This is a genomic window from Kitasatospora sp. NPDC036934 (genome assembly GCF_055608425.1).
On the sequence record NZ_JBVJQR010000019.1, the window covers coordinates 92,604 to 105,772 of the forward strand.

Sequence of the window (13,169 nt, forward strand, 5' to 3'; positions counted from 1 at the left end):
GGGGTCGGTCGGCGGTCGGCCTGCCGTCAGCTTCCGTTCTCCGGAGGTCAGTTGAGGAAGGACTCCGGGCCCAGACGGCCCCAGAGCACGAACGCGGCCAGCAGCACGTAGACCACGTCCACCGCCACCAGCCGGTACTCGCAGCGCCGCAGGCGCACCACCGCCGCCCCGGCCATCAGCAGCACCAGCCCGAGCGCGGCCAGCGGCACCAGCACCGGCGCGATGCCGAGCAGCGCGGGCAGCACCAGCCCCGCCGCGGCCAGGACTTCGAGGGCGCCGATCGCCCTCACCCCGCCCGCACTGAAGTCCTCGACCCAGCGGCCGCTGCGCCCGGCGGCGGCGATCCGCTCCTTCGGCACCAGCAGCTTGAAGGCACCGCCGAGCAGATAGGCGGCGGCCAGCAGTGCGGTGACGGTCCACAGTGCGGGGTTCATGGCGTTCTCCTCGGTACGTTGTCCGCTGCTGCCCTCTGGGACAGGGCAGCCGGGCCGCCCGTGACGGGGCCCGGTGTGAGGCGCGCCACCCCGGGCGGGGCGGCGCCGGAAGGGACGGGGTGCCATGGCGGGATCGACGGGTACGGCGGACGTGGCGGAGGCGGCCCGGTACCGGCCGCTGCTGTTCTCCATCGCCTACGGCATGACGGGCTCGGTGGGTGACGCCGAGGACCTCGTCCAGGACACCTTCCTCAACCTGACCCGGGCCGGGCAGGCGGGCACCACCGTCACCAACCTCAAGGCGTACCTGACCACTTCGGTCACCCGCCTGGGCATCAACCACCTGGAGTCGGCCCGGGTGCGGCGCGAGAGCTACGTCGGCGAGTGGCTGCCCGAGCCCGTCGTCGCCTTCGCCGAGCGCCCCGGCGACGCCCCCGCCGAGCACGCCGAGCTGGCCGACTCGCTGTCGATGGCCTTCCTGGTGATGCTGGAGGCCCTCTCCCCCGTGGAGCGGGCGGTGCTGCTGCTGCGCGAGGCCTTCGGCTACGGCTACCCGGAGGTCGCGGAGCTGACCGGCAAGTCGGAGGCGAATTGCCGTCAGATCCTGGCCCGGGCCCGCAAGCACCTGGCCCTGGGCACGGACGCCCCGCTGCCGGCGGCCCGGCGGGCCGAGGGCGACGAACTGGCCCGCCGCTTCTTCGCCGTGGCCGCCGGCGGGGACCTCGCGGAGCTGCTCGGCATGCTCGCCCCCGACGTGGTCTTCCACGGCGACGGCGGCGGCAAGGCGCAGTCGGTCGGCAAGTCGGTCGCCGGCCTGGAGCGCGTCGCCCACCTGCTCGCCTTCGGCTTCACCCGCAACCGCGAACTCGGCGTCACCCTCCGCCCGGCCCTGGTCAACGGCCGCCCGGGCGCGGTCTCCTACGACCCCCGGGGGCGGGTCGCCGGTGTCCTGGTGCTGGAGATCGCCGGCGGCGCGATCCGGGCGCTGCACTCGGTGTCCAACCCGGACAAGCTCGGACACCTGGGCGAGGTGTCCGACATCGGACTGCGCCGGGTGCGGGAACGGGATCGGGACCGGTAGGCGGCCCCGGAAATCGGTGGCGGGCGGAGGCGGGCGCGGTCCGCTCAGCCGGGCGGGAGCGGGGCGGCGTCACCGGGAGCGGGGCCGCCGCCGGGTCGCGACGGCCCTCAGGCTGCGGCCGTTTCGACGACCGCGATCTCGAACGGCTGCCGGTTGTCGCGTCCGTTCCGGTCGTCCGGGCTGTACACGGCGACCTCCCCGCCGAGCAGCGGGCCCGTGGGCGTGTCGGGGGAGATCCGGACGGGGATGATCGCGGTCGCGCTGCGCCCCTCACGCAGCCCGGGCCCGAAGGTGCAGCGCAGGTGGCGCTTGTCCCCGGAGGCCGTGCACGTTTCGGGGAAGAACGGCTCCTCCGCCGTGGTTCCCGCCGGCAGGACGATCAGGACGTCGAACGGCGATGCCGTGGTGTCCGGGCCGCGGTTGGCGACGAAGGCGTGCAGGCTGGTCCGGCCGCCCGGCGGGGCGGCGTCGGGGTCCAGCCGGATCACCTCCAGGTCGGAGTCGGAGACCGCGGGGGCGTGCGCGGGCGGCGGTACCGGTCGGCCGATCGGGCGGGGGTCGGGGCGCTGCCCGGCCCAGGACGGACCGGCGGTCAGCGTCGCCAGCGCGCAGCCCGCCGCCACGGCCGCCGTCAGCCACCTCCCGCCGCGTGCCCCGCCGCGTGCTCCCGTGCGTCTGCGCTCCATGGTCGTCCGCCGTTCCCTCGCACCGGCCGCCCGCGCCGTCGCGGGCCGCATCCGCACCAGGGTGGCCGAGCGACCGGCGGCCGCCGCCGCGCCCCGCCCTCGGTCCGCCCGAACGGGCGAACCGACGAACCGACGAACGGACGGACAGAGGAACGGACGAACACGCGCCCGCAGCGCCGGCCGGGTCACGGGAGCCGGTGGACCGGGGTGGCCTCGCGCAGGTGGACGAGGACGTCGAAGGCGCCGGGGAGGGAGGCGACGGCCAGGTGTTCGGCGGCGTCGCGCTCCGGGGTGTAGACGCCGCCGATGACGCGGGCCTTGGCGGGGCCGTCCCATGCGCGGCGGACGTCCTGGTGGCGCAGGTCGAGCCAGTGGGCGGGGGCGTCGGTCTCGCCGAGCCTGGCGTCGAGCAGGTCGGGGGCCGGGTCGGGGACGACGGCGGGTTGCACGCCCGGATCCGCTCCAGGGCGGCGGGAGCGTCGGCCGTGAGCGGTCAGGCCCCAGCGGGCAGGCATTCGTCGAGCAGGGCGAGGATGTCGCGCCAGGCGCGGCGGGCGTGCAGCGGATGGTGGGCGACGCCGGGGACGACGGGCTGGTCGACGGGCGGGTGGTGGAAGGCGTGCTGGGCGCCGCCGTAGACGGTGAGGCGCCAGTCGACGCCGGCGGCCTGCAACTCGGCGGTGAAGGCCTCGCGTTGGGCGGCGGGCTGGATCGGGTCCTCGGAGCCGACGCCCGCCCACACCGGGCAGCGGATGTTCGCGGCCTCCCCGGGGCGGCCGGTGATGAGGGCGTTGACGGTGGCGACGGCCTTCAGGTCGGCACCGGAGCGCGCGAGTTCGAGCAGGACGGCCCCGCCGGTGCCGTAGCCGATGGCGGCGATCCGTCCGGGGTCGGTGCGCGGCTGGGCGCGCAGCGCGTCGAGGGCGGCGTGGCCGATGTCGCGCAGCCGGTCGGGGTCGGCGAGCAGGGGCAGGCAGCGCGCAAGCATCTCCTGGCGGTCGGTGAACCAGCGGCCGCCGTGGATGTCGAAGGCCAGGGCCACGTAGCCGAGTTCGGCGAGGGCGTCGGCGCGGCGGCGCTGGAAGTCGTTGAGGCCGGTGCCCTCGGGCCCGATCAGGACGGCGGGGCGGGGGCCGGTGCCGGCCGGGAGCGCGAGGTGGCCGACCATGGTGAGGCCGTCGGCGGGGTAGCGGACCGTGCGGGTGGTGACCGTTGTCATGGGCCGACGCTAGGCGCCGGCGAGGCCCGGTGGGGCGGTCCTTAGCCGACAGCCGAGCGGCCCCGAAGCGGACCCGCCGGCTCAGAGCACGAAGTAGCTCGCCCCGAAGGCCTCGGCGGACTCCCTCGGCTCCACCTCGGCCGTCACCGGGCCCTGGCAGTTCGCGCCGGCGTGCACCAGAACCGTCGAGTCGGTGAAGTTCTCGACGAAGATCGGCGAGGAGGCCGGGTAGCAGCCGCGCGCCGGGTGCTGGTGGGGCACGCCGTTCACCACCAGCAGCCCGGTGGCGGCCTGGGCGGGGACGGCGAGGGCGAGCATCCCGGCGGCGGCGAGCAGGACGGCTCCGGAGATCCGACGACGCATGGGGTTCCTCCCTGGTCAGGGGGGCACCGCCCCGAAGCGGTGCCCGTGCGAACGATCCTGTCGGCGCCGGGACGGATACCGCAATCGCCCGAACCGGCGATGGAACAGCGGCAGTTGGGCGCCGTGCGGTGCTGCGGCCGGGAAGGTTCCCACGACCCGGCGGCCGAGGACCCGTTGCACGATCCTGGTGGGCTACGGCCCAGGCCGCCGTCGCCCGCGGCCATGCCGGTCGAACGGATTGAGACGGCGGAGTTCGCGGGCCCCTTGCGGCAGTTGAGCGCAAGTCCAGGAGGAGGACGGCGACGGAAGGACGGCTCAGGAGGTGGACGGCTCGATCTCCCCCGCGAAGACGATGACCTGGTCGATGAGGCTCCGCCGCAGATGGACGACGTCCGTTCCCGCCAGGCGGGGGCCTCCGTCCGGCGTGGTGAAGACCCACCGGTACCGGGCCCACTCGTCAGGCATGTCCACCTCCGAGCAGCGCACCATCGTGCCGGTCCCCGCCGGGTGGCGTCGGATGTCCAGCACGAACCGCTCGACCGCCGCGATTCCCTCGCTGCGCCCCAACGGCCCCCAGAAGACCACGTCCGAGGTCAGGGCCTGGGAGAGCAGGGCCGTCACATAGCTGTCGTCCGAGGCGTTGAACGCGGAGATGAACGTGTCGATCGCGGAGCGTGCGGTCTCTTCCTGCATACCCCAGTAATACCAGCCGTCGCGCGTGCGCTCCGGATCCTCCCGGCCACAGCACTAGGGTGGCCGGCATGGTGGACGAGTGCTTCGGGCATCCACGCCTCGCCGGGGTCTACGACGCGCTGGACCCGGACCGCTGCGACCTGGTCGCCTACCTGGGGATGGTGCGGGAGTTCGGGGCGCGCCGGGTGCTGGACATCGGCTGCGGCACCGGGGTGTTCGCGCTGCTGCTGGCCGGGCGCGGCGTCGAGGTGGTGGGTGTCGATCCGGCGGCGGCGTCGATCGAGGTGGCGCGCGCCAAGCCGGGCGCCGATCTGGTGCGCTGGATCTGCGGTGACGCGGGCGGACTCCCGGCTCTGCAAGTCGACTTGGCGACGATGACGGCCAACGTCGCGCAGGCGATCGCCGACCCGCCCGCCTGGCGGCGCACCCTGCGCGGCGCCCGGGAGGCGCTGCGCCCCGGCGGGCGGCTGGTGTTCGAGACCCGTGATCCGGCCGCCCGGGCCTGGGAGGAGTGGACCCGGGAGCGCTCGCACCGCACGACGCTGGTGCCGGGCGTCGGCCCGGTTCGGAGCTGGGTGCAACTGACCGAGGTGCGCGGGCCGTTGGTGGCGTTCCGCTGGACGTACGTGTTCGGCGCGGACGGGCAGGTGCTGACCTCGGATTCGACGCTGCGCTTCCGGGAGCGGGCCGAGGTCGAGCGGGACCTCGCCGAGGAGAGGTTCGCGCTGGAGGAGGTGCGCGGGGCGCCGGACCAGCCGGGCCGGGAGCTGGTGTTCGTGGCCCGGCGCCCCTGACCCGGCCCGCCCGCGGGAGTCGAACGGGCCGGCTTCCCGCGCTTTCGCGGGTCCGGGCGTGGTGCTCCGTTTCCCGGCTCCGGGTGAATCGTTGACCGTTGTACCAGTTGTTCCCACGGATCACGCCCCTCCCCCGCGGCCGGACCGGCGCAGCGCCGGGCGGGCCGCAACGGAAAGCCACCCCATGCCCGTTCGCCCCTGGCGCGCGGCGGCCTCAGCCGCCTCCGCGCTCCTGTTCCTGGCCACCGCCCGCGCGACGGCGCAGCCCGTGGAGCCCGCGGCACCGGCCGCGCCCGCAGCACCTGCGGCGCCTGCGGCGTACAGCCTGCGCAACGCCCGTACGGGGACGTGCCTGCACCACGTCTTCGGCACCACCCAGGTGCGGCTGGAGCCCTGCGAGGCGGTGCCCGAGCAGCGGTGGGAGCTGCGGGCGGCCGGCGCGTGGGTCAACGTGGCGGCGTTCGACCCGGACAAGGGCGCCTGGGGCTGCGTGGCCATCGGTGACAACTGGCGCATCCGCTACGGCCAGTGCCGGGTGGCCGAGTCGGCGTGGAGCATCGCGGACGGCGGCCGTTCCCGGGTCCGCTCGGAGTCGGACCTCAATGACAACGACCTCTACCTGACGGAGACCCAGGAGGGCCGCCTCGGCGCCCAGCCCGGCGGCACCACCCCCTCCGCGGACTGGATCCTGGCCGCCGAATAATCCGGGAACGGGTGAGCGTCCCCTGCTACGGTGCCCGGATGTCAGCGATCAAGCAGTTCCAGGTCACGTTCGACTGTGCGGAGCCCGCGCGCGTCGCCCGCTTCTGGTGCGAGGTGCTGGGGTACGTCATGGCGCCGCCGAAGGGGTTCGCCGGCTGGGAGGAGTACGAGGCCTCCCGGGCTCCGGAGGACCGGGGCTCCTGGTCCGCCTGCACCGACCCGTCGGGGGTGGGCCCGCGGCTGTACTTCCAGCGCGTTCCCGAGGGCAAGACCGCCAAGAACCGGGTGCACCTGGACGTGCGGGTGGGCACCGGGCTGGTGGGTGAGGAGCGCCTGGCCGTGCTGGAGGCCGAGGCCACCCGGCTGGAGGCGCTCGGCGCGGTGCGCGTGCAGGTGCTGTACGACGGCCAGGACTCGTGCATCTCGATGCAGGACGTCGAGGGCAACGAGTTCTGCGTCGACTGAGTCGGGTCGGCCGGGCGGGCCAGTGCCCGTGCCGGTGCCGGCGCCCGTGCCGGTGGGATGACAGCGGTGGCAGCGCCCTGCCGGTGGGCTGTGAGCAGCCCGCGGAAACCTGGGGCCGGGGCGTGAACGACGCGCCCCGGCCACCGCACCACCAGGGAGCCCCCGTGCCGAACCCCGCAGCGACCCCGACCCCGCCGTGGGACGTCCACCACCTGCCCCGGGCCGAGGGCAAGGTCTTCCTGGTCACCGGCGGCAACGCGGGCATCGGCTACTTCGTCGCCGAGCAGCTCGCCGGCACCGGCGCGACGGTCGTCCTCGGCTGCCGCGACCGCCGCAAGGCCGAGGCCGCGACGGCCTCGATCGGCGCCCGCGTACCCGGCGCCAGGCTGCGGCACCTGCCGCTGGACCTGGCCGATCCGGCCTCCGTCGCGTCCTCCGCCGACGGACTCGGCGTGCAGCGCCTGGACGCGGTCGTCCACAACGCGGGCATCGCGCTGGACGACCCGCCGCGCCGCGAGAGCGCGAACGGCCACGAGCTGATGTTCGCCACCAACCACCTGGGCCACTTCGCCCTGACCGCCCACCTGGCCCCGCTGCTCCAGGCCACCCCCGGCAGCCGGATCGTGACCACCGGCAGCTTCGCCGCCAAGTCCGAACGCCTGGACCTCGCCGACCTCCAGAGCGTCCACGACTACAAGCCCAAGCGCACCTACTCCCGCTCCAAGCTCGCCCAGATGCTCTTCGCCGTCGAACTCGACCGGCGCCTGCGCGCCGCCGGGAGTACGACGCTGAGCGTCCTGGTCCACCCCGGTGGCGCGCTCGACGCCCTCACCCCCGCGCGCCCGCCCCTGCACACCCGCACCGCGCGCGAACGGCTGGGCCACCTGCCGCTCGGCCTGGTCGTCCAGGGCAAGGACGCCGCCGCGTGGCCCGCCGTACGGGCCGTGCTCGACCCGGGCGTACGCGGGTCGAGCACGGTGATGTGGAGCCCCCGGGTGTTCGGGCTGCGCGGCGAGCCCCGGCCCGAACCCCTGTGGGACCACGTCGCGGACCCCGCCACGGCGGCCCGGCTCTGGGAGGCCAGTTGTGAACTGACCGGCCAGGAGCCGGTTTTCACCGCGGCGCCGGGGTCCGGTCGCTACGACTCCTGTGCGATGTAGGCCTCGTACTGCTCCGCCGTGAGCAGGTCGTCCAGTTCGGCGGGCCTGGTCAGGTCGAGCTCGATGATCCAGGCGCCGTGCGGGTCGTCGTTGACGTCCTCCGGCGAATCGTTCAGCTCCTCGTTGATCGCCGCGACCTTGCCGGACACCGGGGCGTAGAGCTCGCTGGCCGACTTCACCGACTCCACCGTGCCGAACGGCTGGCCGCTCTCGAACGTGTCGCCCACCTTGGGGAGTTCGACGAAGACGAGGTCGCCGAGCTGGCGCTGGGCGTAGTCGGTGATGCCGACCCGGGCGCTGCCCTTGCCGGTGGACTGCACCCACTCGTGTTCCCTGGTGTACTTGAAGTCCTTCGGGTAGGCCATGGCGCTCTCCACAGGTCGACGTCGACTGACGCTCCGTCAGCCACGAAGGAGCCTGCTACAGATCGTCGCCACCTCGCGCGACCATCACCCGAACGAGCGAACGATCCGGCCGGTCAGTCGGGGCGCTGGCCGTGCAGGAGGAGGGGCAGGGCGCGGCCGGTGAGGGCTTCGGCGACGCGGGCGGCCTGGGAGGGGGCCATGTGGCGGGGGAGTTCGCGCACGGGCACGAAGCGGGCGCCGAGCAGGCGGCTGCGCTTCTGTGAGGGGACGGCGAGAGGTGCGGCGTCGCGCACGGTGCCGCCGTCGAAGACCAGGCTGAAGCGCTCCAGGTAGCGGTCGGACGGGGTGTAGTCGAGGGCGACGGCGTGGGTCAGGCGCAGGATGATGCCGGTCTGGGCGTGCAGGTGGCGGGCGGCGGCGCGGTGCGGGGGCTCGTTCACCCTGCCCGCGCCGCCGGGCAGGATCATGCCGTCCAGGTAGTCCGGGTCCACGAGCAGGACGTCACCGGCCTGGTTGCGGACGAGAACGAGGCAGCCGAGGCGGCAGACGGGGGGCTTGGCGAGCAGTCGCGGGTCGTGCATGGGGGGTCACTTCCTGAGGGCGCAGAACAGCAGGAGGGCGAAGCAGGCCCACCACAGGAGGCGGGCGGCGAGTTCAGTCGTCATAGGTGAGGCGCTCGTAGCGCAGGCCCTTGCGGAGCAGGTCCACGATGCGCAGCAGGTCGAGCGGGCGCGCCGTGAGGTGCAGCAGGTACTCGCACGTCGTGCGGCCGGTGTCCCAGTCGACCTCGATGGTGGGCAGGTTGACCCGGCCCAGGGCCAGGACGGTGGTGAGGTCGTCCAGGACGGAGGCGGCCTGTCGGCGCTGCTCGGCGGTCACGCGGGAGAGGGTCACCGCTCCCCCGGACGCTTGTGCACCTCGAACAGGCGCCAGGCGGAGAACGCCTCGGTGAAGGAGGAGAAGCCGCTGCGCTCACCGTCGGGCTTGCACAGCCACGCCCCGGTGCACTCGTTGCGGACCCGGTAGCACCGGGCCCCGGTGTCCCAACGGACGCCGTAGCCGTGGAGGCGGGGGACTTGGGCATGGGTCATGGGAGTCAAACTCTCTGCGATCGGAGTTTCACGTTCTGTGCACATGGTGACGCGGTCCGGCCTACGATCGGAAGCAGCTTGCGACTTGCCTTCGGCTCGCCAGAAGTTGGGACCGCCATGAACAAGAAGAAGATTGACCCGGAGTCGAGCCCATGGGCGCCCTTCGGCATCCAGCTCCGCAACTTCCGCGAGGCCAAGGACATCCTCCAGGAGGAGTTGGCGCCGCTCCTGGAGTGCTCGCCGTCACACCTCTCCTACATCGAACTTGCGCACCGCCCGCCGAGTCGCAGGCTCGCCGAACTCGCCGACATCGCGCTCGACACCGGCGGCACGATGTTGCTCATGTGGTATCAGCTGAAGAACGCGGCGATCCTGGAGGGCTTCCCGGAGTACGCACGCTACGAGGACCTCGCGGAGCAGATCAGGATCGTCGAAGTCAACATCGTCACCGGGCTCTTGCAGACTCGGGCGTATGCGACAGCCATCGAAATGGGCTATGCCAGGCAGACGGATACGAGCGAGGAGCTGGCGAAGGAACGCATCGAGTTCAGGCTCAACCGTCAAAAGATCCTGGAAAGGCAGTCCCCTCCGCTTCTGCATGTGGTGATGGACGAGAGCTGCCTGCGAAGGGTCATCGGCGGGCGGGATGTCATGGTCGAGCAGCTCATCCACCTTGAGGAACTGACCACTCGCCGCAACATCGTCGTCCAGATTGTGCCGTTCTCCATGGGAGAAGAGCGCCCGTTTACTCACATGGCGGTCCTCCTTACCATGCCGAAGCGCAAGCTTCTCGCTTACGGCGAGATTGAGCAGCGGGGCTACATCGACCGTGATACCAAGTCAACTGCCGCACTGGCCAAGAGCTACGATCGACTTGCGGTCGAGGCCCTTGGCCAGAGCGAATCGCGAGCTTTCATTCGTGCGGCAAGGAGGGACTTGGAGTGGATGTCGACCTGACTGACGCTTCCTGGCGGAAGAGTTCGTTCAGCGGCGGAGGCGGTGGGAACTGCGTCGAAGTCGCCGACGGCTTCGCCGGTGTCATGCCCGTCCGCGACTCCAAGGACCCCTCCGGCCCCGCGCTCGTCTTCCCCGCCACCGCCTGGCAGTCCTTCGTCACCGCCGTCCGCACCGGCGAGTTCGACGCCCGCTGAAGGCTGCGGGACCCCCTCCGAACTGCCCGGACGGGCACGGACCGTTGCCCCCACGGCCCTTCCGTTCCCCCTCCGTGCCGAACGACCATGGAAGCTCGGCAGACCTCCGGGGGGACCCACCCATGCGCACACACGACCGCGAGCGGCAGCAGCACAGCGGCCGGGACACCGCCGCCGACCGCGCCCGACCGGCGCCCGCCCACCGGCTGCTCGCCCTCCAGGCCGGTGTGGGCAACGCCGCCGTCGTGCAGATGCTGCAACGCGCGCCCGAACACCCCGCCTCCGTCCAGCGCTCCACCGTCCACGACGTGCTGCGCACCGCCGGCCGTCCGCTGGACGAGGCGACCCGTACCGAGATGGAGTCCCGCCTCGGCGCCGACTTCTCCGACGTCCGGCTCCACGTCGGCCCGGCGGCCCGCGCCTCCGCGGCCGAGGTCGGTGCCCGCGCGTACACCTCCGGGAGCCATGTCGTCCTCGGTGACGGCGGCGGCGACAAGCACACCCTCGCCCACGAGTTGACCCACGTCATCCAGCAGCGGCACGGCCCCGTGGCCGGCACCGACCACGGCGACGGCCTGCGGGTCAGCGACCCCTCGGACCGGTTCGAGCGCGAGGCCGAGGCCAACGCGCACCGGGCCATGTCCGGGCCGGTCCGCACGCCCGAGGCCGACGTACCGCACGAGCACGCGACCGCTGCCGCGAGCGCCGGTGCCGTGCAACGCGCCGCCACCGACGACCTCCCCGACGCCGAAGCACCGTCAGCGGCGGTGCCCGACCTGCCCGCCACCCTGGTCCAGGAGTTGCAGGAGGCGAAGGACGCGACCGGGTCGGACGCCAAGGCCGTGCGCCAGGCCGCACTGGACTCGCTGCTGCGGTACGTCCTCGCCCATCTGCCGGTCACGCCCGACCATCCCGAGCTGCCGCAGGCCCTGGCCGACAAGGACCTCGTCCTCGGCTACAAGCACTCCCGCCAGGGGGCCGGCAAGCCCATGGCACTGACCAGCACCGGCACTTCGGGCGACAAGGTCACCATGGCGCTGTACCGCAATCTGTTCGACGACTACGGCCCCGCCGTGGTCTACAGCACGCTGCGGCACGAGCTGATCCACGCCGCCCAGGCCATGCTGATGCCCGACGAGGACGCCGCCAACGGTGCGGACCCGCACGTCTACATGGACGTGATGAGCGACATCGGGCACGAGACCTTCGACCTGCTCCAGCAGCCGATGCGGGAGATCGAGACCCACGTCTGGGAGCTGGAGCACGCGGGCCGCACCGGGATCGACGGCGGGTACCTGAAGGAGACCGTCGACTACCTCATCACCTACACCGAGGAGTTGGCCGCCAACCTCGGCGAGGCCGCCGTCACCGACCGGCACGTCGAGTACTGGGACGCGTACCTGGACAACTCGGTGGCCGCGCTCGGCCGGGCCGCCGCCACCCCCGCCGTCACCGGGCACACCGACCAGGCCCTCGCCGGACGCCTCACCATCGCCCAGCAGGCGCTGCGCGGCGCCATCGACGCCAAGAAGCGGGCGGGTGCGGCGGGCGGGAAGCGGGCCGGGGGCACCGGCCGGGGCAACCCCGGCCAGCGCAAGCGGGAGAAGGCCGACGCGTGAGTGGGGCTGCTTCCCGCCGCGGACGGGACGGTCAGTCCCGGCGGGACCGCCACCGGCGGGGGTGGCGCACGGTGACGCGGCCGAAGCTCTTCTTGCCGATCAGCTCGATCCGCAGCCTGACCGGGGCCCCCGGGTCGGCGTCCTGGTGGCCCTTCACCTTGGAGAACTCCAGGGTCAGGCCGTAGGGATCGACCACGATCCCCGGGCCGACGATCAGCGTCAGGTTGCCGCCCTGCATGTCGACGTCGATCTCCAGGGTGTCGTGGGTGATCACCGCCTGGGTGAAGTCCAGCTTCACGTGGCACCACTCCGCGGCGATCTCCAGGCGGCGCGGCAGAACCCAGGCGCCCACCCGCTCCGTCCTGGTGAACTTCTGCTCGATCCGCAGCACGTCCCGGCCCTCGGCCACCACTCCGGTGGCCGAGACCGACACCGGCGGCAGGTCGGCGGTGAGTTCGGCCAGGTCCCCGACCGTGCGGGCCGACAGGGCGGCCTCCACCCGCTCGTCCAGCTCCTCGGCCGTCAACCGGCCGTCACCCGCGGCGACGCCCAGCGCGGTCACCACCCGGTCCCGGTCGGCGTGCGAGGCCCGCAGCGCCGGCCGGGTGCCGGGGCCGGGGGCGCTCCCGGCGGGCACGATCTCTCCCGGCATCTTTCCCGTCCCTGAACTCGCTCGGCGAAGGTGCGCGCGGAGGCGCCGCGCGGCAACTTACGTTATATCGCGATACGGTATATCGCGTTACGCCGCCCCGCCAGGCCCGGGGCAGGGCCGGGCCCCGGCAGCCGGTTCAGGAGGCGGTGTCCTTGCGGAAGCGCTTGGCCAGGGCCGGATCCGACTCCCACCACAGGCCGTTGGCGCCCTGCTCCTCCTCGGCGGGCTCGGCGGGCCGGGCGGGTCCGGCCCCCGGGAGGGCGGAGTCGCCGACGACCCGCAGGCGGAACAGCAGGCCGGGGACGGCCCAGAAGACCGCGCCCATCAGCAGCAGGACCGCGGCCACGCCGTACCAGGGAAGCACCGTGAAGCGGGCCAGGGGCAGCGCGAGGAAGGCGAACCGCAGCCCGGTGCCCCGGCCCGTCAGCAGGAACTCGCGCCCCTCACCGGCCTCCACGGTCACCGTGTTGGAGCGGGTGCGGTCCCAGGTGGCGAGCCGGACGGTGTGGGGGCCGGCCGGGACCGGGAAGCGCGCGAGGGTGCCCTGTTTGACCCTGCCGACCGGCACCCCGTCGATCTCCACGCCGTAGCAGCCCCTGCGCAGGGCGAAGAGCGGCGGCTCGGCATGCACGACGACGGTAGCGGTCATCTGGGTGTCCCCCCGGGTTGGTGATCACGAGGCGCGGAGCGCGCC

The 13,169-nt window shown here is 73.3% G+C and carries 20 protein-coding genes; 8 read left to right on the forward strand and 12 right to left on the reverse strand.

The annotated features are described in order from the left end of the window. Positions 1-47 precede the first annotated feature (47 nt). Complete coding sequence (locus ACZ7BZ_RS27125; protein ID WP_470360599.1) at positions 48-434, reverse strand: DoxX family protein; 387 nt, start codon at positions 432-434, stop codon at positions 48-50. Positions 435-558: 124 nt separating this feature from the next. Here ACZ7BZ_RS27125 and sigJ point away from each other — a divergent pair, with 124 nt between their 5' ends. Beyond that, positions 559-1,515, forward strand: a complete 957-nt coding sequence (gene sigJ, locus ACZ7BZ_RS27130) for an RNA polymerase sigma factor SigJ (RefSeq protein ID WP_470360600.1) — start codon at positions 559-561, stop codon at positions 1,513-1,515. Between the two features lie 107 nt (positions 1,516-1,622). Here the strand turns inward: sigJ and ACZ7BZ_RS27135 are convergent, their stop codons facing one another. The 5 genes from ACZ7BZ_RS27135 to ACZ7BZ_RS27155 all read right to left on the reverse strand — a co-directional run bounded on the left by ACZ7BZ_RS27135 (position 1,623) and on the right by ACZ7BZ_RS27155 (position 4,476). Then, complete coding sequence (locus ACZ7BZ_RS27135) at positions 1,623-2,201, reverse strand: hypothetical protein (RefSeq protein ID WP_470360601.1); 579 nt, start codon at positions 2,199-2,201, stop codon at positions 1,623-1,625. Positions 2,202-2,386: 185 nt separating this feature from the next. After that, the gene (locus tag ACZ7BZ_RS27140) at positions 2,387-2,650 is read right to left on the reverse strand and encodes an erythromycin esterase family protein (RefSeq protein WP_470360602.1); all 264 of its coding nucleotides are present in this window, start codon (positions 2,648-2,650) and stop codon (positions 2,387-2,389) included. A 44-nt stretch (positions 2,651-2,694) separates the two neighbouring features. After that, positions 2,695-3,420: a dienelactone hydrolase family protein gene (locus ACZ7BZ_RS27145; protein ID WP_470360603.1), complete on the reverse strand. Its 726-nt coding sequence runs from the start codon at positions 3,418-3,420 to the stop codon at positions 2,695-2,697. 81 nt (positions 3,421-3,501) lie between these two features. Continuing rightward, the gene (locus tag ACZ7BZ_RS27150) at positions 3,502-3,783 is read right to left on the reverse strand and encodes a hypothetical protein (RefSeq protein WP_470360604.1); all 282 of its coding nucleotides are present in this window, start codon (positions 3,781-3,783) and stop codon (positions 3,502-3,504) included. Between the two features lie 315 nt (positions 3,784-4,098). Continuing rightward, complete coding sequence (locus tag ACZ7BZ_RS27155; protein ID WP_470360605.1) at positions 4,099-4,476, reverse strand: nuclear transport factor 2 family protein; 378 nt, start codon at positions 4,474-4,476, stop codon at positions 4,099-4,101. A gap of 68 nt (positions 4,477-4,544) precedes the next feature. On the opposite strand from ACZ7BZ_RS27155, the gene ACZ7BZ_RS27160 reads away from it, so the two are divergent. The 4 genes from ACZ7BZ_RS27160 to ACZ7BZ_RS27175 all read left to right on the forward strand — a co-directional run bounded on the left by ACZ7BZ_RS27160 (position 4,545) and on the right by ACZ7BZ_RS27175 (position 7,597). Further along, positions 4,545-5,270, forward strand: a complete 726-nt coding sequence (locus ACZ7BZ_RS27160; protein WP_470360606.1) for a class I SAM-dependent methyltransferase — start codon at positions 4,545-4,547, stop codon at positions 5,268-5,270. Positions 5,271-5,454: 184 nt separating this feature from the next. Continuing rightward, on the forward strand, positions 5,455-5,973 hold the full coding sequence (locus ACZ7BZ_RS27165) for a hypothetical protein (protein WP_470360607.1): 519 nt from the start codon (positions 5,455-5,457) through the stop codon (positions 5,971-5,973). Positions 5,974-6,011: 38 nt separating this feature from the next. Beyond that, positions 6,012-6,437, forward strand: coding sequence for a VOC family protein (locus tag ACZ7BZ_RS27170; RefSeq protein ID WP_470360608.1), 426 nt, complete (start codon positions 6,012-6,014; stop codon positions 6,435-6,437). Between the two features lie 164 nt (positions 6,438-6,601). Then, positions 6,602-7,597 (forward strand): SDR family NAD(P)-dependent oxidoreductase, encoded by a 996-nt coding sequence (locus ACZ7BZ_RS27175; protein WP_470360609.1) that lies wholly within the window; start codon positions 6,602-6,604, stop codon positions 7,595-7,597. Here the strand turns inward: ACZ7BZ_RS27175 and gcvH are convergent. The 4 genes from gcvH to ACZ7BZ_RS27195 form a co-directional block, all read right to left on the reverse strand. Beyond that, entirely contained in the window at positions 7,576-7,962 is a 387-nt protein-coding gene (gene gcvH / locus ACZ7BZ_RS27180) for a glycine cleavage system protein GcvH (protein ID WP_470360610.1), read from the reverse strand. The two genes, ACZ7BZ_RS27175 and gcvH, sit on opposite strands and share 22 nt — an antisense overlap. Positions 7,963-8,075: 113 nt before the next feature. Continuing rightward, positions 8,076-8,543, reverse strand: a complete 468-nt coding sequence (locus tag ACZ7BZ_RS27185) for an NUDIX domain-containing protein (protein WP_470360611.1) — start codon at positions 8,541-8,543, stop codon at positions 8,076-8,078. Between the two features lie 73 nt (positions 8,544-8,616). Continuing rightward, on the reverse strand, positions 8,617-8,841 hold the full coding sequence (locus ACZ7BZ_RS27190; protein WP_470360612.1) for a hypothetical protein: 225 nt from the start codon (positions 8,839-8,841) through the stop codon (positions 8,617-8,619). Between the two features lie 11 nt (positions 8,842-8,852). Continuing rightward, positions 8,853-9,053 (reverse strand): hypothetical protein, encoded by a 201-nt coding sequence (locus ACZ7BZ_RS27195; protein ID WP_470360613.1) that lies wholly within the window; start codon positions 9,051-9,053, stop codon positions 8,853-8,855. A 117-nt stretch (positions 9,054-9,170) separates the two neighbouring features. Between ACZ7BZ_RS27195 and ACZ7BZ_RS27200 the strand changes: the two genes are divergently transcribed. From ACZ7BZ_RS27200 to ACZ7BZ_RS27210, 3 genes are all read left to right on the forward strand, one after another. Beyond that, a complete protein-coding gene (locus ACZ7BZ_RS27200; RefSeq protein WP_470360614.1) occupies positions 9,171-10,010 on the forward strand; it encodes a helix-turn-helix domain-containing protein in 840 nt (279 codons plus the stop codon). Continuing rightward, a complete protein-coding gene (locus tag ACZ7BZ_RS27205) occupies positions 9,995-10,204 on the forward strand; it encodes a DUF397 domain-containing protein (RefSeq protein ID WP_470360615.1) in 210 nt (69 codons plus the stop codon). Before ACZ7BZ_RS27200 ends, ACZ7BZ_RS27205 begins: the two co-directional genes overlap by 16 nt. A 122-nt stretch (positions 10,205-10,326) precedes the next feature. Further along, on the forward strand, positions 10,327-11,823 hold the full coding sequence (locus tag ACZ7BZ_RS27210) for an eCIS core domain-containing protein (RefSeq protein ID WP_470360616.1): 1,497 nt from the start codon (positions 10,327-10,329) through the stop codon (positions 11,821-11,823). A gap of 31 nt (positions 11,824-11,854) precedes the next feature. On the opposite strand, the gene ACZ7BZ_RS27215 is transcribed toward ACZ7BZ_RS27210, so the two are convergent. Then, positions 11,855-12,475: a DUF1707 SHOCT-like domain-containing protein gene (locus ACZ7BZ_RS27215; protein WP_470360617.1), complete on the reverse strand. Its 621-nt coding sequence runs from the start codon at positions 12,473-12,475 to the stop codon at positions 11,855-11,857. A 136-nt stretch (positions 12,476-12,611) separates the two neighbouring features. Continuing rightward, the gene (locus ACZ7BZ_RS27220; RefSeq protein ID WP_470360618.1) at positions 12,612-13,124 is read right to left on the reverse strand and encodes a hypothetical protein; all 513 of its coding nucleotides are present in this window, start codon (positions 13,122-13,124) and stop codon (positions 12,612-12,614) included. Positions 13,125-13,169 lie beyond the last annotated feature (45 nt).